We start from the raw sequence: 20,664 nt of genomic DNA, 5'->3' as shown, positions 1-20,664 counted from the left end.
TCAGATCCTCTGTCCGGCGAGCGATCGGCGCGGAACGATGTACACGGAGATCGTGAGCGCGAGGAGCACGACGTAGGCGGCGACGAAGCCGTAGAACGCCGGCTCGTATCCGCCCGAGGTCTGCTGCGACAGGTTCAGGATCTGGGGGATGAGGAATCCACCGTACGCGCCGATGGCCGAGATGAGGCCGAGAGCCGCTGCGGCCTTCCGCTGGACGGTGACGTCGGTCGAGGCGCCGGTCTGCGCGAGGGCACGAGCGGCGAAGGCGCTCGGGATCATCCGGTAGGTCGATCCGTTGCCGAGGCCGGCCGCGAGGAAGAGCACGATGAAGCACGCGATGAAGATCCAGAAGTTCTTGAGCGGGAGCGTCCAGACGACGGCGAGGGCGCCGAGCGCCATGACGCTGAACGCGAAGACGGTGATGCGCGCGCCGCCGAACCGGTCGGCGAGGCGGCCGCCGTAGGGCCGAGCGAGTGAGCCGACGAGAGCGCCGATGAAGGCGAGCGAGACGCCGGCCGTGCCCACCTGGAAGGTCGAGAAGTCGGGGAACTGGTCGGCGATGAGCTTCGGGAAGACGCTCGCGAAGCCGATGAACGAGCCGAACGTGCCGATGTAGAGGAGAGCGAGCAGCCACAGGTGCGGTTCGCGGAGCGCGGCGGCCGAGCCGGAGAAGTCGGCCTTCGCCGAGGACAGGTTGTCCATGTACTTCCACGCGCCCCAGATGGCGACGACGATGAGCGGCACCCAGATCCACCCGGCGAGCGAGATGTTGAGCGTCGCGCCGGCGCTGATCGTGACGGCGATCGGCACGATGAACTGGGCGACCGACGTGCCGAGGTTTCCGCCGGCGGCGTTGAGGCCGAGCGCCCAGCCCTTCTCCTTCTGCGGGAAGAAGTAGGTGATGTTCGACATCGAGCTCGCGAAGTTGCCGCCGCCGAAACCGGCGAGGGCCGCGATGACGAGCATGACGCCGAACGGGGTGTCGGGGTTGCCGACCGCGATGCCGAGAAGGATCGAGGGGATGAGGAGGAGTGCGGCCGACACCATCGTCCAGTTGCGACCGCCGAACTTCGGAACCATGAAGGTGTAGGGGAAGCGGAGGGTCGCGCCGACGAGGCTCGGAAGGGAGATGAGCCAAAAGCTCTCGGCGCTCGTGAACGAGAAGCCCGCGGCGGGGAGCATGACGACGACGATGCTCCAGAGCTGCCACACGATGAAGCCGAGGAATTCGGCGAAGATCGACCAGCCGAGGTTGCGGTTCGCGATCTTCTTGCCCTGGGCGGCCCAGAACACCGGGTCCTCCGGGTTCCACCCGTCGATCCATCGCCCGGGTCGGTGCGTGAGGACCGTCGGGTTCGTGAGCGCGGTATCGCTCGGTGCGGTGACGACGGACGGCGAGGCAGTGGTCGACATGCGTTCCTCCACGGAGATGCGTTGGATCGGTGAGTGTGATCCGACGGTACTGACGGCGTGTTTCCGCTTCTCGCGCCCGGGCGTTACCCTCGCATCACTTTTCACTCACTCCCGCGGACGGGCCCGGTTAGGTGTTGGACACATTCCCGTTACATAGCGGATGCCACCGGCGGGAGGCCGCGGCGACCGCCGCCTAGACTCTTTTCATGCGCATCGACATCGTCACGATCTTTCCGACGTTCTTCGATGTGCTCGGCCTCTCGCTCATCGGCAAGGCGCGCGAATCGGGTGTCCTCGACATCCGCGCCCACGATCTGCGCGACTTCACGCACGACCGTCACCGCACGGTCGACGACACGCCCTACGGCGGCGGCGCCGGTATGGTCATGAAGCCCGAGCCGTGGGGCGAAGCCCTCGATTCGCTCGTGGGCGACGAGACCGTGCTCATCGTCACCTCGCCCGCGGGGGAGCCCTTCACCCAGACCATCGCCCGCGAGCTCGCGAACGAATCGCACCTCGTGTTCGCGTGCGGACGGTACGAGGGCATCGATCAGCGCGTCGTCGACCACTACGCCGAGCGTGGGCGCGTGCGGCTCCTGAGCATCGGCGACTATGTGCTGAACGGCGGCGAGGTTGCTGCGATGGCGATCGTCGAAGCGGTCGGTCGCCTCGTTCCGGGAGTCGTGGGCAACCCGGCGAGTCTCGTCGAGGAGTCGCACGAAGACGGGCTGCTCGAGTACCCGAGTTACACGAAGCCCTCGGAGTGGCGCGGCCTCACCGTGCCGCCCGTGCTCCTGAGCGGCAATCACGGGCTCATCGCCTCGTGGCGGCACGACCAGCAGGTGGAACGCACCCGTCGCGTGCGACCCGATCTGCTCCCTGACTGACCGACGTTCTTCGATCGCGTCCGTCCCTCGGGTGAGGGAGGATTCACGTCGCCGAAACACGCCGGTGCCGCCGAGGAAACACGGCGTGCATACCGTCGAAATGGTCGGGCGTTGCTCGAGCACGATCGAATCGGGGAACGCGTGGAATCGGAATCGACGAGCGCGCCGCTCGCGTTGCTGGCGGTCACTCATGGAGCGCCGTCGGCGGAGAACCGGGCCGCCGTCGTCAGCCTCGTCGACGCGATCACGGCCCGGAACCCGGCCGCCGACATCTCGATCGACTTCATCGATGCGCAGCACACGGATGTCGCGTCGGCGCTCACGCAGGCCACCCGCACGCGCGGTGCCGTCATCGTGCCCCTCGTGCTCTCGGCCGGGTACCACGTGCGAGCGGGTCTCGCGCTCGGTCTCGATCGTCTCGAGGGTGAGGGAGTCGAGCTCGCCGCTGCCCTCGGTCCCGATCCGCGCATCGTCGACGTGCTCGCTGCGCGGCTCGAGGCGATCGGGTTGCAGTCGAGCGACGCCCTCATCCTGGCTGCGGCCGGCTCCAACGATCCGCGCGCCGTGCGCGAGTGCTTCGAGACCGGGCGTCGCCTGGCCGCGCGCCTCGGTCGTCCGGTGACGGTCGGCTTCATCGCCGCCGCCATCCCGCGTCTTCCCGATGCGATCGAGATGGTGCGCGAGGTGCACCCGGGTTCGCGTGTCGTCATCGGCACGTACCTGCTCGCACCCGGCAACTTCTACGACTCGGTGCTCGCGGCGGGCGGCGATGTCGTCGCCGAGCCGCTCATCGTGCCGGGCTCGCGCGTCGAGGACGGACTCGTCGAGCTCGTCCTCGACCGCTACGCCGAAGCGGCGACGGCGGGTGTGCGGACCGAACGCGGAGCGGGCGCCGAGCGGTAGCGCTCGATCACGAGGTCGGCGAGACGGGGGTCGGGCGCGAGCGGCGCCGACACCAGGTCGGCGCCGGCCTCCCGCAGCCGATCGTGGAAGAAGCCCGGCGCGAGCAGGTACGACGCGATGACGACGCGCTTCCCGGGTGCCGCCGAGCGTGCCGCCTCGACGGCGGTGGGGACGTTCGGCGTCGCCATCGAGCCGTAGCCGATGGTGATCGTGCCGCTCCAGAGGCGGCGGAGATGCGCGACGGTCGCCTCGACGTCGGTTGCGGCCGACGGGTCGCTCGAGCCCGCCGCGGCGAACACGACCGAGTCGTCGGGCGTCGCGCCGGCCTGGACGAGCCGCTCGACGATGATCTGGGCGAGCACGGGGTCGGGGCCGAGCGGCCGCGCCGCGCGCGCGCCGGGAGCGAAGGGCGCGACGGCGTTCGCGATGTCGTTCCGCACGTGGAAACCGGTCGAGAGGAGGAGCGGCACCACCACGGCATCGCCGACGGATGACGCGGCTGCGACGACGCCGCCGACCTCGGGCTCCTCGACGTCGACGAAGGCCTCGCGGACATCGAGCCTCGGACGCTGACGGCGCACTCCCTCGACGATCGAGCGGATGGCGATGCGGCCTGCAGGGTCGCTCGTGCCGTGGGAGCACGCGATGAGTGCGGTCATGAGTTCTCCTCCGCGACGATTCCGAGGCGGTAGCCGCGTTTGATGACGGTCTTGATGAGCCCGGGGCTGCCCGCCGATTCGCGCACGCGCGCGATGGCGACCTCGACGGCGTGCAGGTCGCTCGTGGAGCGGGGGAGCGCCGAGAGCAGCGCCTCCCGCGAGACGACTCCGCCGCGGGCCTGGACGATGCGGTCGAGCACGGCGAGGCCGGTCTTCGAGAGGGGCAACAGCTCGCCGTCGAGCAGCGCGCCGCCGCGGCGCACGTCGATGACGCCGGCCTCGGTGGCGACCGCGGCGTCGCGGTGCAGGGCGTAGTGGCTCACGATCGTGCGCACGAGCGAACCGAGTCGCCCGCGATCGGGAACGAGCGGATCGATGCCGACCTCGATGAGCGGGGCGGCCGTGATGGGGCCGACGGCGGCGAGGAGCAGCGATCCGTCGAGCGAGCGATCGACGATGCCCTCGAGCGAGCCGCTCTCGCGGGCGGCGTCGAGCCACGCGACGGTGCCGGGTGCCGACGTGAAGATGACGGTGTCGTAGTCGCCTGCGGCGGCAGCGATGGCCGATCGCGCGACGAGTCCGGGATCGGGCGGCGGGCCCCACCGGTAGACGACGAGACTCGCGACGGTCGCGCCCGCCGACTCGAAGGCCTCGTCGAGGCCGTCGGCGCCGGAGCCGTGGTGCTGCACGACGATGCGCGATCCGTCGATGCCCTCGGCGAGGAGGTACTCGCCGAGCTCGGCGGACGTCTCGGACTCGGCGACCCAGTCGGCGGTGAAGCCGGCCTGCTGGATCGCGCCACGGGCCTTCGGGCCGCGTGCGATGAAACGGGCCTTGCCGATCGCGGCGCGCAACTCGTCGTGGAGTCCGGCCGTGTCGGCGGTCTCCATCCACCCGGTGAAGCCGACACCCGTCGTCGCGACGACGATGTCGGGCGGGGTGCGGATGATCGCGCGCGTCTGCTCGACGAGATCCTCGTCGCCGATGTGGGGGATGACGGTGAGGGAGGGGGCGTGCTGGACGAGAGCACCGCGACGTTCGAGCGCTGTGGCGAGCTCGGCCGACCGTCGATCGGCGGTCACGAGCATGATGCAACCGGCGAGCGGTGTGCCGGGGATCGGGAGGCTCGTCGTCATCCGGTACGGGCATCCTCTCGAACGGCCGAGGAGGTGAGGAGACCTGCGGCGGCGACATCGCCGACGATGATCACCGCGGGCGAGCGGACACCGTTGTCGCGGGCCGCTCGAACCAGGGTACCGAGAGTGGCGCGCGTCGTCCTCTGCGCGTCGGTCGAGCCGTTCTCCACGATCGCGGCGGGACGATCGGCCGGTGCGCCGTCGGCGAGTGCGGCGGCGACGAATCCGGGCAGGCGTTCGACGCCCATGAGGAGCACGCTCGTCGTGCTGTCGTCGCGGAGCGAGGCGAGGGTCGCCGCGTTCGGGGCGTCGTGGCCGTTGACGAGGTGCATCGCCGTCGACGTTCCCCGGTGGGTGACGGGGATCCCCGCGGCAGCGGGCACGGAGATGGCGCTCGAGATGCCGGGTACGACGTCGACGGGAACGCCGGCGGCGATGCACGCCGCGACCTCCTCGCCGCCGCGGCCGAAGACGAAGGGGTCTCCGCCCTTGAGACGTACGACGACCTTGCCGGCGAGAGCGTGCTCGACGATGATCCGGTTGATCTCGTCCTGCGGCACGACATGGTGTCCGGGGGTCTTTCCGACGTCGATGATCTCGACCTCGGGGTCGAGTTCGCCGAGCACGGAGCGCGGGCCGAGGCGGTCGGCGACGACGACGTCGGCCTCGGCGAGGGCGCGGCGACCGCGAATGGTCAGGAGGTCGGCGGCACCGGGGCCGCCGCCGACGAGGACGACGCGACCGGGCGCTCCGCGGCGCTGGCGACGAGCCGGCATGCGGCCTTCCGCGAGCGTCTCGGCGAGCATGGCGCTCGCCGTGCGGGCGCGGCGCGGGTCGGCGCCGTGGTTGGAGGCGACGCCGACGACGAGGTCTCCCGCGCGGGATTCCGCCGTCATCCGTGCACTTCCGTGATCGCCTCGCGAGGCGTTGACGCAGAAGATCCGTGCCGCGGCCGCCCAGTCGGCCACGGCACGGTCCGTCCGCGCGTCACCCGTCGCCGAGTGGACGAACCAGGCTCCCTCGAGGTCGGACTGCCGAACGGCGCGATCGCGCCATTCGATCTCGCCCGACTCGGCGAGGGAGGAGAGCGTCGGAGTCAACTCCGGCGCGACGATGCGGATGACGGCGCCCTCCGCCGCGAAGCGCGCAACGCGACGTTCGGTGACCGAGCCGCCGCCGGCGAAGACGACGAGTCGACCTCCGACGTCGAGACCGAGGAGTGTCGTCATGAGGGGTCCCTTCGAACGAGCACCGTGCCGTCGTCGACGGCGACCTTCCAGACGCGGAGCGTCTGCGGGTCCTTGCCGACGGTGTCGAGGCAGATTCCGGTGCGCAGGTCGAAGACCTGCTTGTACATGGGCGAGGCGACGGTGGGGGCGTCGCCGCGGCTCCCGACGATCCCGCGCGAGAGCACGTACGCGCCGCTGTAGGGGTCGAGGTTCTGCACCGCGTGGATGGCGCCGTCGTGCAGCCGGAAGAGCGCGATCTGATCGCCGTCGAGGAGGGCGGCCGAACCGCGCTCGATCTCGAGGTCGTCGACCCGGCAGATCGGCGCCCAACGGCTGACCGTCGGCGGGGCTTCGGTGGTGTCGATGAGGGTCATGCGCGTACCTCCAGCGTCGAACCTGCGATGAGCACTCGGCCCTCGGCGCGCTCGTCCTCCGTGGCGGGCCGGGCCTGGCCGCGCTCGCTCGTGTAGGCGAGCGAGGGGTCGGGCGTCGTCGGGGCGTTGATGAACGAGGCGAAGCGCTTGAGCTTCTCGGGGTCGTCGAGGGTCGCGCGCCACTCGTCCTCGTAGTTGCCGATGTGCGCGGCCATCGCCCGGTCGAGGTCGGCCGCGATGCCGAGCGTGTCGTCGATGATGACGCCGCGCAACGCGTCCATGCCGCCCTCGAGGTCTTCGAACCAGGGCGCGGTGCGCTGCAGGCGGTCGGCCGTGCGGATGTAGTACATGACGAAGCGGTCGATGTACGTGAGGAGCGTCGCCGAGTCGAGGTCCTCCGCGAAGAGCTGAGCGTGGCGCGGCGTGAATCCGCCGTTACCGCCGACGTACATGTTCCAGCCCTTCTCGGTCGCGATGACGCCGATGTCCTTGCCGCGGGCCTCGGCGCACTCGCGTGCGCAGCCCGAGACGCCGAGCTTGAACTTGTGGGGCGCGCGGAGGCCGCGGTAGCGCAGCTCGAGCTCGACGGCCATGCCGACCGAGTCCTGCACGCCGTAGCGGCACCAGGTCGAGCCGACGCACGACTTGACCGTGCGGAGGCTCTTGCCGTAGGCCTGGCCCGACTCGAAGCCGGCGTCGACGAGCCGCTTCCAGATCTCGGGCAGCTGCTCGAGGCGAGCGCCGAACATGTCGATGCGCTGTCCGCCGGTGATCTTCGTGTAGAGGCCGTAGTCTTTCGCGACCTGGCCGATGACGATGAGGCCCTCGGGCGTGATCTCGCCGCCGGCGATGCGCGGCACGACCGAGTAGGTGCCGTCGCGCTGGATGTTGGCCATGACGAAGTCGTTGGTGTCCTGCAGCGTCGCGCGGTCGCCGCCGAGCACGTGCCCGGCGCCGAGCGAGGAGAGGATCGAGGCGATGACGGGCTTGCAGATGTCGCAGCCGCGGCCGTGGCCGAAGCGCTCGATGATCTCGGTGAAGGTGAACACCTCGGCGACGCGGATCGCGTCGAAGAGCTGGGCGCGGCTGAGCTCGAAGTGCTCGCACAGTCCGCTGCCGAGGCTGATGCCCGCGAGGGCGAGCTGAGCGCCGAGGAGCTTCTTGACGAGGGGCACGCACGACCCGCACGCGGCGCCGGCCTTCGTGCAGGCCTTCACGCCCGCGACATCCGTGCAGCCGTGCTCGGTGACCGATTCGCGGATCGTGCCCGCCGTGACGCTGTTGCACGAGCAGACGAGGGCGGCGTCGGGAAGCTCGCCCGTGGGCGCCTCGAGCCCGTCGACCGAGACGAGGTAGGCGACGGGGTCGCCGCCGAGCGCGCCGCCGACGAGCGGGCGGAGCGACGCGTACGAGGACGCGTCGCCGACGAGGATGCCGCCGAGGAGCGTCTTCGCGTCGTCGGAGAGCACGAGCTTCTTGTAGACGCCGGCCACGGGGTCGGCGTAGACGACGTCGAGAGCGCCCGGCGTCTCGCCGAACGCGTCGCCGAAGCTCGCGACGTCGACGCCCGAGAGCTTGAGCTTCGTCGAGAGGTCGTAGCCGGGGAACGTCGCGTCGCCGCCGAGCAGCTGGGTCGCGACGACTTCCGCCATCGCATAGCCGGGCGCGACGAGTCCGACGCAGAGCCCATCGACCGAGGCGACCTCGCCGATCGCCCACACGCCCGGAGCGTTCGCGTGGCAGCGCTCGTCGACCGCGACACCGCCGCGCGGGCCGAGATCGAGCACGGCGTGGCGAGCGAGCTCGTCGCGCGGGCGCACGCCGACGGTGAAGATCACGATGTCGGAGTCGAGGTAGGCGCCGTCGCGGATCTCGAGTCCGCGCACGCGCCCTTGCGTGTCGGGGTCGATACGCGTCGTCACGGCCTTCGTGCGCACCGCGAGGCCGCGATCTTCGATGAGGCGGCCGAGCGCCTCGCCGCCGCCGGCGTCGAGCTGCGCCGACATGAGGCGATCGGATGACTGGAGGACCGTGGCTTCGACGCCGAGACCCTGGAGCGCTCCGGCGGCCTCGAGGCCGAGGAGCCCGCCGCCGATGACGGCACCGCGCACGGGCCGGTCGAGCTCGGCGGCGCGGGCCTTCACCCACGCCTCGATGTCGGCGACGTCGTCGACCGTGCGGTAGACGAACGTGCCCTTGAGGTCGTAGCCGTCGAGCGAGAGTCGAGCGGCGTAGGAGCCCGTGGCGAGCACGATCTCGTCGCCCTCGAACACGCGGCCCGACTCGGTCGTCGCGCGCCGCTTCTCCTTGTTGAACTTGACGACCTTGTCGCCGCGGATGAACTCGACGTTCGCGTCGTTCTCGAAGTGCTTCGCGTCGAGCGCCAGATCGGCGGGCGCCTTGCCGTCGAAGTAGGAGCTGAGCCCCACGCGGTCGTACGGCAAGTGCGGCTCGTCGCCGATGACGGTGATGTGCCACTCGCCGGCCTCGTCGCGTGAGCGCAGGCTCTCGACGAAGCGGTGCGCCACCATGCCGGCGCCGATGACGACGACATGACGCGTGGCGGAGGTGGCTGACATTCGCTCACGGTAGGCCGGTTCTGTTACCGGTCGGTCATCACCATGTTTCGCGGATGCTACGCGATCGCCCAGTTCGAAGCTCATGCGCCGAGACTAGGCAGCGCGTGTTACCCCGGATCGCTCACGCGTGTTGCCCCGGCGAAAAGTTCCCCGCACATCGGTGGGGTCGGCGTTGTGAGAAGTCAGCCGCGACTGGTCAGCACGATCGGATCGCCGTCGGTGATGGCGACCGTGTGCTCGGAGTGGGCGCCGCGCGAACCGTCCTTCGACCGCAGCGTCCAGCCGTCGGCATCCGTCACGATGCGGTCGGTCGTCTCGAGGAACCACGGTTCGATGGCGATCACGAGGCCGGCCTTGAGGGGGAGTCCGCGGTGCGCGCGACCGTTGTTCGGCACGTGGGGGTCGCCGTGCATCGTGCGGCCCACGCCGTGTCCGCCGAAGTCGGTGTTGATGCGGTAGCGGCGGCCCTGTGCGACCTCGGCGATCGCGGCGGAGATGTCGCCGATCTTGTTGCCGACGCGAGCGGCACGGATGCCGGCGTCGAGCGCGAGCTCGGTCGTCTCGATGATCTTCAGGTCGGCGTCGCGCGGGGTGCCCACGACGAACGACACGGCGGAGTCCGAAACCCAGCCGTCGACCGACGCCGCGAAGTCGAGGCTCACGAGGTCGCCGTCCTTGAGTCGGTAGTCGTGGGGGAGGCCGTGCAGCACGGCGTCGTTGATCGACGTGCAGATGACCTTGCCGAAGGGGCTCGCGCCGAACGACGGGTGGTAGTCGATGTAGCACGACTCGGCGCCCGCCGAGCGGATCATCTCGTGCGCGAGGGCGTCGATGTCGAGGAGGTTCACACCGACATCCGCCGCTGCGCGCGTCGCCTCGAGCACACTCGCGACGAATCGGCCGGCGGGCTTCATGGCCTCGATCTCGGCGGGGGTCCTCAGTTCGATCACAGCGTTCCTCTCGATGACGTCCCTTCATTCTCCCAGCAGCCGCGCGTACTCTGGAGCAGTGATCATCCGGCGTGGCTTCTATACGTGGCAGTTCATCGCGACCGTCGTGCTGCCCATCTGGCTCTTCGTGGGTTGGGGTGTGTTCTCGAACGGCGGTTGGGGCATCCTCGGTCTCTTCATCGCCGCGCCCATCGCGTTCCTCTCCCTCGGGGCCATCGCGCTGCTCGTCGCCGCGCGGCCCACGGCACGCGCCCAGCGCGCCGTGTCGTGGATCGACGTCGCCGTCATCGGCGCGTGGCACCTGACGATCATCGGAATCGGCTTCTTCGGCTCGACGGCCACGCTCTTCACCGTGCTCGCCGTACTGCTCGCGGTCGTGGCGTTCTGGACGACGCTCTGGCAGCTCTTCGCCGACGGCGCTCGCCGCATGCAGCAGACCATGGCCGAGTTCGAGCGCCAGGCGGCCGCCGACCAGGCGCCTGCGGGAGCGGGCCCGATGCCGGAGCGGCCCGGTCCCGTCGTCTCCGATGACGAGGTCATCATCGTGCGCGAGGTACGTCGCGACGAGTAGCGATGTCCCGGGGTTTGGACTCCGGGGTGCTTCATGGCAGAATGATCGATTGTGCCGCCGCAGGTCTCTGCCTCCGGGGAGCGCGCTGCGCGGATCGTCGCGCGAGGCGGCACCGACCACTTCCTTTTCCAGTAAATCCGCGTTCGACCGGTTGCGGGCGCAGAGAGCGATACATCATGCACATTCTTGATTCCGTTGACGCGGCCAGCCTGCGCGACGACGTCCCCGACTTCCGCCCCGGCGACACCGTCAAGGTGCACGTCAACATCATCGAAGGTTCGCGTTCGCGAATCCAGGTGTTCCAGGGCGTCGTGATCGGCCGCTCGAACGAGGGCGTGCGCGAGACCTTCACGGTCCGCAAGGTCAGCTTCCAGGTCGGCGTCGAGCGTACCTTCCCGGTGCACTCCCCGGTCATCGACCACATCGAGGTCGTCACCCGCGGTGACGTCCGTCGCGCGAAGCTCTACTACCTCCGCGAACTCCGCGGCAAGAAGGCAAAGATCAAGGAGAAGCGCGACGCCTGATCGTCTCGCGTATCCTCAGAGCTCCTCGCCCTAGACTGGGCGAGGAGCTCTGTTCTTTTCTATGACTGATGATGTGACGCACGGCGTGCGCGACGACAACCCGGAGGCGCACGTGGAGGAGACCGTCCTGACGGCGGGCGAGAAGCGCAAGCGCGGCATCCTGCTGTTCTTCCGCGATCTGCTCGTGATCTTCGTCGTCGCGGTGCTCGTCTCGTTCCTCATCAAGACGTTCCTGATCCGCTCGTTCTTCATCCCGTCGCAGTCGATGGAGATGACGCTCGTCGAAGACGACCGCATCATCGTGAACCAGCTCGTGCCCGACGTCGTGCCGCTCGAACGCGGCGACGTCATCGTCTTCCGCGATCCGGGCGGGTGGCTCCTGCCGACCGCCGACCCGCAGCTGCCGCCGATCCAGGCCGCGGCCGAGTGGTTCCTCGCGCTCGTCGGCCTCGCCGCGCCCGACAGCAACGACCACCTCATCAAGCGCCTCATCGGCCTGCCCGGCGACCACGTCGAGTGCTGCAACGCCGTCGGTCAGATGAGCGTCAACGGTGTGCCCCTCGACGAGCCGTACGTCGCGCTCCCTCCGGGTGACACGCGCGTCTCGCGCGATGACTTCGACGTCGTCATCCCCGAGGGCTCCCTCTGGGTCATGGGCGACAACCGCTACAACTCGAAAGACTCGCGCTACAACCGTGAGACCCCGCTCGAGGGCTTCGTCCCGATCGACAACGTCGTGGGTCGCGCGTTCGTGATCAGCTGGCCGGTCTCGCGCTGGTCCTGGCTCGACAACTATCCCGACGTCTTCCGGGGCGTGGGCGAGGGTCAGGGCTGACGTGCCGGTCGTCCTGCCGACCTTCCAGGTCGAGACGGCGATGCTCGCCGCGGGTTCGTCGTGCATCATCGCGATCGACGAGGTCGGTCGCGGCGCTCTCGCCGGCCCGGTCACGGTGGGCGTGGCGGTCGTCGATGCCCGTACCGGCGTCATGCCCGAGGGGCTGCGCGACTCGAAGCTCCTGAGCGAGCCGCGCCGCGAGGCGATGGCGCCCCTCGCCTCGTCGTGGGTCGCCCGTTTCGCCGTGGGCGAGGCGACCGCCGCCGAGATCGATGAGATCGGCATCGTCGCGAGCCTCGGCGTCGCCGGTCGACGTGCGATCTCCGACCTGCTGTCGGCGGGGGCGGATGTCTCGGGCGCGACGGTCCTGCTCGATGGCTCGCACGACTGGTTGACCCCGGCCCTGCTCTGGCCGCTGCCGGTGCGTGTGCGGCCGAAGGCCGACCGCGACTGCGCCGCCGTCGCCGCCGCGTCGGTCATCGCGAAGGTGCACCGCGACACGGTCATGCGAGGCTGGCACGAGCAGTACCCGCACTACGAGTGGGCGGGCAACAAGGGGTACGGAAGCGCGACGCATCTCGCGGCCATAGCCGAGCACGGACCGAGCGACCTTCACCGGCGCACATGGCTCCGGGCACCGGCGTAGGATTGGGGACACGATGGACGAAGACGAGTTCGAAGACTACGACCGCGAGGTCGAGCTTGCCCTGTACCGCGAGTACCGCGACATCGTGTCGCAGTTCCAGTACGTGGTCGAGACCGAGCGCCGGTTCTACCTGGCCAATGAGGTCGACCTCGTACGTCGCGACACGGAGCACGATTTCTATTTCGAGCTGACGATGAAGGATGTCTGGGTCTGGGACGTCTATCGCGCCGACCGCTTCGTGAAGTCGGTGCGCGTGCTGACCTTCAAGGACGTCAACATCGAAGAGCTCGCTGCGCGTGAGTTCGAGCTTCCGAAAGAGCTCGCGCTCGACGAGTAGCGGTCCGGGTCGTTCGACCCGTCCTCCCCAGGTAAGCGCTGACCTCCTCACCGCACCGGTCTCCTTCGCCCACGCCCGCCGGGGCGCCCTTTTCGCGACGCTGGGTCGCGGAGGTGCCGGATGGCGAAGAAGGACGACCTGGGTCGGCGCGGCGAACAGCTCGCGGCCGACCATCTGATCGAGCTCGGCTACGAGATCGTCGAGCGGAACTGGCGCTGCGCGCACGGCGAGCTCGACATCGTGGCGCGTGACGGCGATGACACGGTCTTCGTCGAGGTGAAGACGCGCGGGGGAGAGGCCTTCGGCCACCCGTTCGAGGCGATCACGGGTGAGAAGCTCACCCGGCTCCGCCAGCTCGCGTCGCTGTGGTGCGCGAGTAGACGACCTCGCCCGTTGTCGATCCGCATCGACGCAGTCGCGGTCATCGCCCCGCGCGTCGGCGACGTGCGCATCGAGCACCTCGAGCGGATCGCCTGATGGCCGTCGCGAGGACGAAGAGCGTCGCCCTGCTCGGCCTCGAGGGATCGGTCATCGACGTCGAGGCCGACCTGTCGAGTCAGCTGCCGGGTCTGTCGATCATCGGGCTGCCCGACGCCGCACTCGCCGAGTCGCGGGATCGCGTTCGCTCGGCCGCCAAGAACGCCGGCTGCCCGCTGCCGGCCCGGAAGCTCACGGTCAACCTCTCGCCGGCGTCGCTGCCGAAGCACGGCTCGGGATTCGACCTCGCCGTGGCGCTCGCGTGCCTCGCGGCCGCGGGCGAGGTCAGTGCGGAGTCGATCGCCGGGGTAGTGCACCTCGGCGAGCTCGGACTCGATGGCCGGGTGCGACGCGTGCGCGGAGTGCTTCCGGCCGTGGTCGCGGCGGTGCGCGCGGGATTCACGACGGTCATGGTGCCGAGCCTCAATCGGGCCGAGGCCGAACTCGTGCCCGGCGTGCGAGTGATCGGCGTCTCGACGCTCGGTCAGGCGGCCGTTCATCATGGGGCCACGATCGCCGAGGCGGTGGCCGAGGTCGGTGACGACGAGCTCGCGCCGGCCGAAGAGTTCGGCGAGGACCTCGACGGCGCCGTGCCGGAACTCGCCGACATCGCGGGCAACGCGGAGGCCGTCGAGGCGCTCCTCGCGGTCGCCGCGGGCGGACACCATGCCTTCCTGCTCGGGCCTCCCGGTGCGGGCAAGACGATGCTCGCGAGTCGCCTGCCCGGCATTCTGCCCGACCTTGACTCCGAGGGTGCGCTCGAGGTGACGTCGCTGCGCTCGCTCTCGGATCATCCGATCGGCGATCGGCTCGCCCGGCGCCCGCCGTTCGAGGCGCCGCATCACACGGCGACCGCCGCGTCGATTGTGGGCGGTGGCAGCCGTCTGATCAAGCCGGGCGCCGCGGCTCGTGCGTCGCGCGGAGTGCTCTTCCTCGACGAGGCCCCCGAGTTCCCCGCCGCCGTCCTCGACGTCCTGCGGCAACCGCTCGAGTCGGGCGTCATCACGATCCACCGCGCCAACGCGATCGCCCGCTTCCCCGCGCGCTTCCAGCTCGTCCTCGCAGCGAACCCCTGCCCGTGCGGTCAGTACGGCGCGCGTGACGGTGAGTGCACTTGTCCGCCTGTCGCCCGACGGCGCTACCTCGCACGTATCTCGGGGCCGCTCCTCGATCGCGTCGACGTGCAGATGCGGGTGCCGCGCCTGACCATGACGCAGCTCCGGCTCGCCGATGGCTCCCCGCGCCTCACCACGAGTGCGGCCCGAGCGCGAGTGGTCGCCGCACGCGCCGTCGCCGCCGAACGACTCAGCGGCACGCCATGGCGGGTCAACAGCGAGGTCCCCGGTCCCTGGCTGCGTGGCGAGGGGCGGTTGCATCCGGGCGGGACGGCCACGCGAGCGCTCGACCGGGCACTCGAGAACGGAGCCATCACGATGCGCGGCTACGACCGGGTGCTGAAGCTCTCGTGGACACTCGCCGACGTCGACGGCTCCGCCTCACCGGGTCACGAGCACATCGGGCGAGCGCTCTTCCTGCGGAAGGGGATCGCAGCATGAGCACGATCTCGGGGCGTCATCGGGTCACGGTCGCGCGGCTTCGCGCCGACGCGGGTCTGCGTGGCGACGACGAGGACGTCGCGGCGCGGCTCGTCATCCAGACGCTCATCGAACCTGGCGACGCCGTCGCGGGAGCCGCGATCGCCGTGCTCGGCGCTCCCGCCTTCCTCGATGCCGTGCTGCGCGGCGAGGGCGCTCGCGCTCTTGCGGATCGGCTCGTCGAACGCGGGGCGGATGACGGCGGACGACTCATCCGAGAGTTCACGGCGGGTCTCCGACGCTGGACCCCGCGCATCGACGACGACGCCGTCGCGCGTTCGCTCGCTCAAGCGCGTCGTATGGGCGCCGTGCCTCTCGTGCCGGAGGACGATCTGTGGCCGAGCGGCCTCGATGCTCTCGGCCTGCACCGGCCCGTTGCGCTGTGGGCACGCGGGCGTCACGACGCGCTCGGTGCGCTCGCGCGTTCGATCGCCCTCGTCGGGGCCCGTGCCGCAACGCCGTACGGCGAGCACGTCGCCGTCGAGGCCGCTGCCGGGCTCGTCGAACGCGGATTCGCCGTGGTCTCGGGGGCCGCGTACGGCATCGACGGCGCTGCTCATCGGGCCGCTCTCGCCCGCGAGGGAGTGACCATCGCCGTCCTCGCGGGCGGTATCGACCGGTTCTATCCGGCCGGTCACGAGGCGCTGCTGACACGGATCTCCGAGGTGGGTGCCGTGCTCGCCGAGGTTCCGTGCGGCACTGCACCGACGAAATGGCGCTTCCTGCAACGCAATCGCATGATCGCGGCAGCCAGCAGTGCGACCGTCGTCGTCGAGGCGGGTGTGCGGTCCGGCTCGCTCAACACCGCGGGGCACGTGGCGAGTCTGTCGCGACCGCTCGGAGCGGTGCCCGGGCCCGTCACGTCGCCGGCCTCGGCGGGGTGTCACCGCCTGTTCCGCGAGTACGACGCGGTCTGTGTGACCTCGGCCGATGAGATGGCCGAACTCGCCGGGGCCTCGAGCGTCGCGGAGGATCGAGGGTCCCATGCGCGATCGAACGATGAGGTGCGGGTGCTCGATGCCCTCGCCGTGCGTTCGGCGCGAACCGTCACCGACATCGCACGGCGGTCGGGGCTCGCCCCGGAGACCGTCCGTTCGGTGCTCGGGCACCTCGAGCTCGGGGGAGAGGTCGCGCCCGAGGGCGACGGCTGGGTGCGGCGACCGACGCTCGCGGATACCCTAAGGTCATGAGGCTCGAGACCGCCATCGCCTCCTACGGCGAGCACGTGGCGGTCGAGCGCGGGTACTCGGCGCACACGCTCAAGGCGTACGACTCCGACCTCGCCGATCTAAGAGTCTTCGCCGCTGGTCACGGCGCGGTCGACACCGATGACCTCACCCTTCCGCTCCTGCGCGACTGGCTGTGGTCGTCGACGCAGCAGGGGCTCGCGCGCTCGACGATCGCCCGCCGTGCGGCGAGCGTGCGCGGCTTCACCGCGTGGCTCGTGCGCAACGGACGACTCCCGGTCGATCCGGCGGTGCGGCTCCGCGCTCCGAAGCCACAGCGGCCGCTCCCGCGGGTCATCACCGACGACGGCATCCGCGGCATCCTCGACGCTGCGGCCGAGCGAGCGGCCGACGGCGACCCCGTCGCCGTGCGCGACCGCGCCATTCTCGAACTGCTCTACGGCACCGGCATCCGCGTCTCCGAGCTCACCGGTCTCGCCGTCGACGACGTCGACCTCGATCGGCTCGTCGTCCGTGTGCTCGGTAAGGGGTCGAAGGAGCGGGTCGTGCCGTTCGGTGTTCCGGCTCGTGACGCCCTCGTCGGCTACATGCAGAACGCTCGGCGCGCCCTCCTCGCCCGGGCGACCGGCGCCGGCCGTGCAGGAACTCTCTTCCTCGGCGCGCGCGGCGGAGCGCTCGACCCTCGGGCCGTCTATCGCATCGTCGCCGGCATCCTCGCGGACATCCCCGGCTCCGGTCCCTCCGGGCCACACGCCTTCCGGCACACGGCGGCGACGCACCTGCTCGATGGCGGCGCCGATCTCCGCGCCGTGCAAGAGATGCTCGGCCATGCGAGCCTCGGCACGACGCAGATCTACACCCACGTCTCGACCGAGCGTCTCCGCGACAGCTACCGGCTGGCTCACCCGCGCGCCTGACGGGCCGCGCACCGCTCATCTCCCGAGCGGAAGGAGCACCGCTCGGGGTATGCCGCCGAGGAAGAGCAGGGGCGAGACGTAGTCGCCGTCGACGCGAACCCCGAGATGGATGCACCCCGCGCAGTGTCCGCCGGTGCCGACCGTCCCCACCTCGTCGCCCCGGCTCACGGTGTCGCCCTCGGCGACTGACGCCGTCACGGGCTCCATCGAACTGATCACTCCGTCCGCGTGCCGGATCGAGAGCACGGGGCGATCGACGACCGTGCCCGCGAAGTGCACGACGCCGTCGGCGGGGGCGACGACGGCCGTGCCCTCGACGGCCGCGATGTCGATGCCGCGGTGACCCGCCGAGTAGCGTGTCGCCGGTGCCCGGAACGGTTCGACGATACGGTGCGGGCGCGGCGTCGGCCAGTCCCACGCGGCCTCCGTCGACGCCATGGCCCGATGCGGCGCGGTGCCGACGGGCGACGCCGACGCCGAGGCGCCCGGCGGCAGCAGGATGACGGCGGCGAGGGCGATCACGGCGGGGGAGCGACGGGTCATCCTGTGATGCTGTCGCACGTGTCATCCGCTCGCATCGTCCGCCTCCGAACGCGTGGCGTCACCGCCCCGGATCGGCACTGTGCAGGGGAGGAACGCTGGTATAGTGGCGAGAGCACCTCGTTCGCGAGGTGACTACGCGCGCCCATTCGGGTCACCGCTCCTTTCAGTCCCACATCTCGATGCGGGCGGAGCTGTGCCAGGGCGCCAGGGTGTCGGCCGCCGGCCGTCACGACAACTGAGAACAAAGGAGAACGGCTCATGGCCGTCGTCACCATTCGCCAGCTGCTCGACAGCGGCGTCCACTTCGGGCACCAGACCCGTCGCTGGAACCCCAAGATGAAGCGCTTCATCTTCACCGAGCGCTCGGGCATCTACATCATCGACCTGCAGCAGTCGCTCGCCTTCATCGACAAGGCGTACGACTTCGTCCGCGAGACGGTCGCCCACGGCGGCACCATCCTCTTCGTCGGAACGAAGAAGCAGGCTCAGGAGTCCATCGCCGAGCAGGCGACGCGCGTGGGCCAGCCCTACGTCAACCAGCGTTGGCTCGGTGGCCTCCTCACCAACTTCTCCACGGTCTCCAAGCGCCTCGCGCGCATGAAGGAGCTCGAGGAGCTCGACTTCGAGGGCACCACGAGCGGGTTCACCAAGAAGGAACTCCTCATCAAGAAGCGCGAGCTCGACAAGCTGCACAAGTCGCTCGGCGGCATCCGCAACCTGTCGAAGACGCCGTCCGCTCTCTGGATCGTCGACACCAAGAAGGAACACCTCGCAATCGACGAGGCCAAGAAGCTCGGCATCCCCGTCATCGGCATCCTCGACACGAACTGCGACCCCGACGAGGTCCAGTACCCGATCCCGGGTAACGACGACGCGATCCGTTCCGTGAGCCTGCTCACGCGCATCATCGCCGACGCTGCTGCTGAGGGCCTCATCGAGCGCCACCAGAAGCCCGAGGCCGAGGGCAACGTCTCCGCCGTCGAGCCCCTCGCCGAGTGGGAGCAGGAGCTCCTCCAGGCGTCGAGCGAGACCACCCCCGCGCAGTCGAACGCCGAGACCGAGACCGCTGCTGACAGCGAGACCGAAGCCAAGGCCGAGGCCGCCGAGGTCGTTGACGAGGCTGCTACCGAGATCGCTGCGACCGAGTCTGCTGACGACGTCGCCGGTGCCGAGGCGGCCGAGGTCGCCACCGACGCCGACGCCAAGTAACCACGAGGAGAAAAGCACCCATGGCCAACTTCACTCTGGCCGATGTCAAGACGCTCCGTGAGCGCCTCGGCACCGGAATGATCGACACGAAGAACGCTCTCGTCGAAGCCGATGGCGACATCGAGAAGGCTGTCGAGATCCTCCGCCTCAAGGGCGCGAAGGGCAACGCCAAGCGCGCTGACCGTTCGACCTCCGAGGGCCTCGTCGGCGCCGTCGACAACGGCGACGGAACCGCGACGCTCATCGAGCTCGCCTGCGAGACCGACTTCGTCGCGAAGGGTGACAAGTTCGTCGCCCTCTCCGAGGTCGTGCTCGCCGCTGTCGCCGCCTCGCGCGCCGACTCGGTCGAGGCCGCTCTCGCCGCCCCCGCGGGCGACAAGACGGTCGCCGTCGTCATCGACGAAGAAGCCGCGATCCTCGGCGAGAAGGTCGAGCTCCGTCGCGTCCGTCTCGTCAAGGGCGAGAACTTCTCGATCTACCTGCACAAGACGTCGAAGGACCTGCCCCCGCAGGTCGGCGTCGTGCTCGGCTACGCCGGCGATGACGCCGAGACGGCGCGCAGCGTCGCTCAGCACATCTCGTTCGCGAACCCCGAGTACCTCGCACGCGAAGACGTCCCGGCCGACGCGGTCGAGAAGGAGCGTCAGATCGTCGAGCAGATCTCCCGCGAGGAGGGCAAGCCCGAGGCTGCGCTCCCGAAGATCATCGAGGGTCGTCTCGGCGCCTACTTCAAGCAGGTCGCCCTGCTCGAGCAGGACTACGCCAAGGACAACAAGCTCTCGGTCAACAAGGTCCTGGCAGATGCTGGCCTCACGGTCAGCGACTTCGCCCGGTTCAAGGTCGGCGCTTAGTAGCCATGAGGAGTCCGGATCGCCCCGCGCGATCCGGACTCCTTTTCCATGCGCGGGGCCACTAGCTTGTACATGACGGAAGGTGCATGAGGATGACGGAGTCGACGCGTAGGCGCAGGGTTCTATTGAAGCTCTCGGGGGAGGCGTTCGGCGGAGGTTCGCTCGGCGTCAATCCCGATGTCGTGAGTGCGCTCGCGCGTGAGATCGCCCAGGCGTCGAAGACCGTCGAGGTCGCGATCGTCGTCGGTGGCGGCAACTTCTTCCGCGGCGCCGAGCTCAGCCAGCGCGGCATGGACCGCGGTCGTGCCGACTACATGGGCATGCTCGGAACCGTCATGAACGCTCTCGCACTGCAGGACTTCCTCGAGCAGGCCGGAGCCGCCACGCGCGTGCAGTCCGCGATCTCGATGACGCAGGTCGCCGAGCCCTACATCCCGCGTCGTGCGGAGCGGCACCTCGAGAAGGACCGCATCGTCATCTTCGGCGCTGGAGCGGGTCTCCCGTACTTCTCGACCGATACCGTCGCCGCGCAGCGCGCGCTCGAGATCGGCGCGGACATGGTGCTCGTCGCGAAGAACGGCGTTGACGGCGTCTACTCCGACGACCCGCGCACGAATCCCGACGCGCACAAGATCCACTCGATCAGCTACATCGAGGCCCTCCAGCGCGGGCTCAAGGTCGTCGACTCGACCGCGTTCAGCCTCTGCATGGACAACGGCATGCCCATGCGCGTGTTCGGCATGGAGCCCGACGGCAACGTGACCGCAGCCATCCTCGGCGAGGAGCTCGGCACGCTCGTGTCGAACGCCGAGACCGCCCAGTAGACTTGCCACCAGCAAACA

Annotated in this window: 22 protein-coding genes; 14 read left to right on the top strand and 8 right to left on the bottom strand. The window is 69.7% G+C overall.

What is annotated here, in order from left to right; genetic code table 11:
• On the bottom strand, positions 1–1,413 hold the full coding sequence (locus BJ972_RS05535) for an MFS transporter (protein WP_129172817.1): 1,413 nt from the start codon (positions 1,411–1,413) through the stop codon (positions 1–3).
• 206 nt (positions 1,414–1,619) lie between these two features.
• Between BJ972_RS05535 and trmD the strand changes: the two genes are divergently transcribed.
• Both trmD and BJ972_RS05525 read left to right on the top strand, forming a co-directional pair.
• The gene (gene trmD / locus BJ972_RS05530; protein WP_129172816.1) at positions 1,620–2,300 is read left to right on the top strand and encodes a tRNA (guanosine(37)-N1)-methyltransferase TrmD; all 681 of its coding nucleotides are present in this window, start codon (positions 1,620–1,622) and stop codon (positions 2,298–2,300) included.
• A 141-nt stretch (positions 2,301–2,441) separates the two neighbouring features.
• Positions 2,442–3,203 (top strand): sirohydrochlorin chelatase, encoded by a 762-nt coding sequence (locus tag BJ972_RS05525; RefSeq protein WP_129172815.1) that lies wholly within the window; start codon positions 2,442–2,444, stop codon positions 3,201–3,203.
• Here BJ972_RS05525 and BJ972_RS05520 read toward each other — a convergent pair.
• The 6 genes from BJ972_RS05520 to map form a co-directional block, all read right to left on the bottom strand.
• On the bottom strand, positions 3,143–3,862 hold the full coding sequence (locus tag BJ972_RS05520) for a sirohydrochlorin chelatase (RefSeq protein WP_129172814.1): 720 nt from the start codon (positions 3,860–3,862) through the stop codon (positions 3,143–3,145). The genes BJ972_RS05525 and BJ972_RS05520 overlap by 61 nt on opposite strands.
• Positions 3,859–4,998 (bottom strand): uroporphyrinogen-III synthase, encoded by a 1,140-nt coding sequence (locus tag BJ972_RS05515; RefSeq protein ID WP_129172813.1) that lies wholly within the window; start codon positions 4,996–4,998, stop codon positions 3,859–3,861. Before BJ972_RS05515 ends, BJ972_RS05520 begins: the two co-directional genes overlap by 4 nt.
• Positions 4,995–6,227 carry a uroporphyrinogen-III C-methyltransferase gene (cobA, locus tag BJ972_RS05510; RefSeq protein WP_129172812.1) on the bottom strand — a complete coding sequence of 411 codons (1,233 nt, stop codon included), beginning with the start codon at positions 6,225–6,227 and terminating at the stop codon, positions 4,995–4,997. Before cobA ends, BJ972_RS05515 begins: the two co-directional genes overlap by 4 nt.
• On the bottom strand, positions 6,224–6,601 hold the full coding sequence (nirD, locus tag BJ972_RS05505) for a nitrite reductase small subunit NirD (protein WP_129172811.1): 378 nt from the start codon (positions 6,599–6,601) through the stop codon (positions 6,224–6,226). The genes cobA and nirD overlap by 4 nt, the downstream gene beginning before the upstream one ends.
• Positions 6,598–9,180, bottom strand: coding sequence for a nitrite reductase large subunit NirB (nirB, locus tag BJ972_RS05500; protein ID WP_129172810.1), 2,583 nt, complete (start codon positions 9,178–9,180; stop codon positions 6,598–6,600). Before nirB ends, nirD begins: the two co-directional genes overlap by 4 nt.
• Before the next feature lie 182 nt (positions 9,181–9,362).
• Entirely contained in the window at positions 9,363–10,130 is a 768-nt protein-coding gene (gene map / locus BJ972_RS05495) for a type I methionyl aminopeptidase (protein ID WP_129172809.1), read from the bottom strand.
• A gap of 58 nt (positions 10,131–10,188) precedes the next feature.
• Here map and BJ972_RS05490 point away from each other — a divergent pair, with 58 nt between their 5' ends.
• The 9 genes from BJ972_RS05490 to BJ972_RS05450 all read left to right on the top strand — a co-directional run bounded on the left by BJ972_RS05490 (position 10,189) and on the right by BJ972_RS05450 (position 17,219).
• Positions 10,189–10,701: a hypothetical protein gene (locus BJ972_RS05490; RefSeq protein ID WP_129172808.1), complete on the top strand. Its 513-nt coding sequence runs from the start codon at positions 10,189–10,191 to the stop codon at positions 10,699–10,701.
• Between the two features lie 176 nt (positions 10,702–10,877).
• The gene (gene rplS, locus BJ972_RS05485; RefSeq protein ID WP_129172807.1) at positions 10,878–11,225 is read left to right on the top strand and encodes a 50S ribosomal protein L19; all 348 of its coding nucleotides are present in this window, start codon (positions 10,878–10,880) and stop codon (positions 11,223–11,225) included.
• 61 nt (positions 11,226–11,286) lie between these two features.
• Positions 11,287–12,060: a signal peptidase I gene (gene lepB / locus BJ972_RS05480; RefSeq protein WP_129172806.1), complete on the top strand. Its 774-nt coding sequence runs from the start codon at positions 11,287–11,289 to the stop codon at positions 12,058–12,060.
• 1 nt (position 12,061) lies between these two features.
• Positions 12,062–12,706 (top strand): ribonuclease HII, encoded by a 645-nt coding sequence (gene rnhB, locus BJ972_RS05475; RefSeq protein ID WP_129172805.1) that lies wholly within the window; start codon positions 12,062–12,064, stop codon positions 12,704–12,706.
• A 13-nt stretch (positions 12,707–12,719) separates the two neighbouring features.
• On the top strand, positions 12,720–13,043 hold the full coding sequence (locus BJ972_RS05470) for a DUF2469 family protein (RefSeq protein WP_129172804.1): 324 nt from the start codon (positions 12,720–12,722) through the stop codon (positions 13,041–13,043).
• Positions 13,044–13,163: 120 nt separating this feature from the next.
• A complete protein-coding gene (locus tag BJ972_RS05465; protein WP_129172803.1) occupies positions 13,164–13,520 on the top strand; it encodes a YraN family protein in 357 nt (118 codons plus the stop codon).
• Positions 13,520–15,076: a YifB family Mg chelatase-like AAA ATPase gene (locus BJ972_RS05460; RefSeq protein ID WP_129172802.1), complete on the top strand. Its 1,557-nt coding sequence runs from the start codon at positions 13,520–13,522 to the stop codon at positions 15,074–15,076. Before BJ972_RS05465 ends, BJ972_RS05460 begins: the two co-directional genes overlap by 1 nt.
• Positions 15,073–16,305 (top strand): DNA-processing protein DprA, encoded by a 1,233-nt coding sequence (gene dprA / locus BJ972_RS05455; RefSeq protein WP_129172801.1) that lies wholly within the window; start codon positions 15,073–15,075, stop codon positions 16,303–16,305. Before BJ972_RS05460 ends, dprA begins: the two co-directional genes overlap by 4 nt.
• Positions 16,302–17,219, top strand: a complete 918-nt coding sequence (locus BJ972_RS05450; protein ID WP_129172800.1) for a tyrosine recombinase XerC — start codon at positions 16,302–16,304, stop codon at positions 17,217–17,219. The genes dprA and BJ972_RS05450 overlap by 4 nt, the downstream gene beginning before the upstream one ends.
• 15 nt (positions 17,220–17,234) lie before the next feature.
• On the opposite strand, the gene BJ972_RS05445 is transcribed toward BJ972_RS05450, so the two are convergent.
• Entirely contained in the window at positions 17,235–17,762 is a 528-nt protein-coding gene (locus BJ972_RS05445) for a M23 family metallopeptidase (protein WP_129172799.1), read from the bottom strand.
• Positions 17,763–18,020: 258 nt separating this feature from the next.
• On the opposite strand from BJ972_RS05445, the gene rpsB reads away from it, so the two are divergent.
• The 3 genes from rpsB to pyrH all read left to right on the top strand — a co-directional run bounded on the left by rpsB (position 18,021) and on the right by pyrH (position 20,646).
• Positions 18,021–18,971: a 30S ribosomal protein S2 gene (gene rpsB / locus BJ972_RS05440; protein WP_129172798.1), complete on the top strand. Its 951-nt coding sequence runs from the start codon at positions 18,021–18,023 to the stop codon at positions 18,969–18,971.
• Positions 18,972–18,991: 20 nt separating this feature from the next.
• A complete protein-coding gene (tsf, locus tag BJ972_RS05435; RefSeq protein WP_129172797.1) occupies positions 18,992–19,822 on the top strand; it encodes a translation elongation factor Ts in 831 nt (276 codons plus the stop codon).
• 92 nt (positions 19,823–19,914) lie between these two features.
• Positions 19,915–20,646, top strand: coding sequence for a UMP kinase (gene pyrH, locus BJ972_RS05430; protein WP_129172796.1), 732 nt, complete (start codon positions 19,915–19,917; stop codon positions 20,644–20,646).
• The last annotated feature ends 18 nt before the right edge of the window (positions 20,647–20,664 follow it).

The organism is Agromyces atrinae (assembly GCF_013407835.1).
Lineage (GTDB): Bacteria > Actinomycetota > Actinomycetes > Actinomycetales > Microbacteriaceae > Agromyces > Agromyces atrinae.
This window is presented reverse-complemented; position numbering and strand designations above follow the sequence as displayed.

Excerpts from the sequence above, each read along its gene's own strand:
- pyrH (WP_129172796.1), top strand. The coding sequence starts at position 19,915 with ATGACGGAGTCGACGCGTAGGCGCAGGGTTCTATTGAAGCTCTCGGGG.
- BJ972_RS05445 (WP_129172799.1), bottom strand. The coding sequence starts at position 17,762 with ATGACCCGTCGCTCCCCCGCCGTGATCGCCCTCGCCGCCGTCATCCTG.
- BJ972_RS05465 (WP_129172803.1), top strand. The coding sequence starts at position 13,164 with ATGGCGAAGAAGGACGACCTGGGTCGGCGCGGCGAACAGCTCGCGGCC.
- BJ972_RS05520 (WP_129172814.1), bottom strand. The coding sequence starts at position 3,862 with ATGACCGCACTCATCGCGTGCTCCCACGGCACGAGCGACCCTGCAGGC.
- tsf (WP_129172797.1), top strand. The coding sequence starts at position 18,992 with ATGGCCAACTTCACTCTGGCCGATGTCAAGACGCTCCGTGAGCGCCTC.
- rpsB (WP_129172798.1), top strand. The coding sequence starts at position 18,021 with ATGGCCGTCGTCACCATTCGCCAGCTGCTCGACAGCGGCGTCCACTTC.
- cobA (WP_129172812.1), bottom strand. The coding sequence starts at position 6,227 with ATGACGACACTCCTCGGTCTCGACGTCGGAGGTCGACTCGTCGTCTTC.
- trmD (WP_129172816.1), top strand. The coding sequence starts at position 1,620 with ATGCGCATCGACATCGTCACGATCTTTCCGACGTTCTTCGATGTGCTC.
- nirD (WP_129172811.1), bottom strand. The coding sequence starts at position 6,601 with ATGACCCTCATCGACACCACCGAAGCCCCGCCGACGGTCAGCCGTTGG.
- dprA (WP_129172801.1), top strand. The coding sequence starts at position 15,073 with ATGAGCACGATCTCGGGGCGTCATCGGGTCACGGTCGCGCGGCTTCGC.
- BJ972_RS05470 (WP_129172804.1), top strand. The coding sequence starts at position 12,720 with ATGGACGAAGACGAGTTCGAAGACTACGACCGCGAGGTCGAGCTTGCC.
- rplS (WP_129172807.1), top strand. The coding sequence starts at position 10,878 with ATGCACATTCTTGATTCCGTTGACGCGGCCAGCCTGCGCGACGACGTC.
- BJ972_RS05535 (WP_129172817.1), bottom strand. The coding sequence starts at position 1,413 with ATGTCGACCACTGCCTCGCCGTCCGTCGTCACCGCACCGAGCGATACC.
- nirB (WP_129172810.1), bottom strand. The coding sequence starts at position 9,180 with ATGTCAGCCACCTCCGCCACGCGTCATGTCGTCGTCATCGGCGCCGGC.
- BJ972_RS05515 (WP_129172813.1), bottom strand. The coding sequence starts at position 4,998 with ATGACGACGAGCCTCCCGATCCCCGGCACACCGCTCGCCGGTTGCATC.
- BJ972_RS05450 (WP_129172800.1), top strand. The coding sequence starts at position 16,302 with ATGAGGCTCGAGACCGCCATCGCCTCCTACGGCGAGCACGTGGCGGTC.
- lepB (WP_129172806.1), top strand. The coding sequence starts at position 11,287 with ATGACTGATGATGTGACGCACGGCGTGCGCGACGACAACCCGGAGGCG.
- BJ972_RS05460 (WP_129172802.1), top strand. The coding sequence starts at position 13,520 with ATGGCCGTCGCGAGGACGAAGAGCGTCGCCCTGCTCGGCCTCGAGGGA.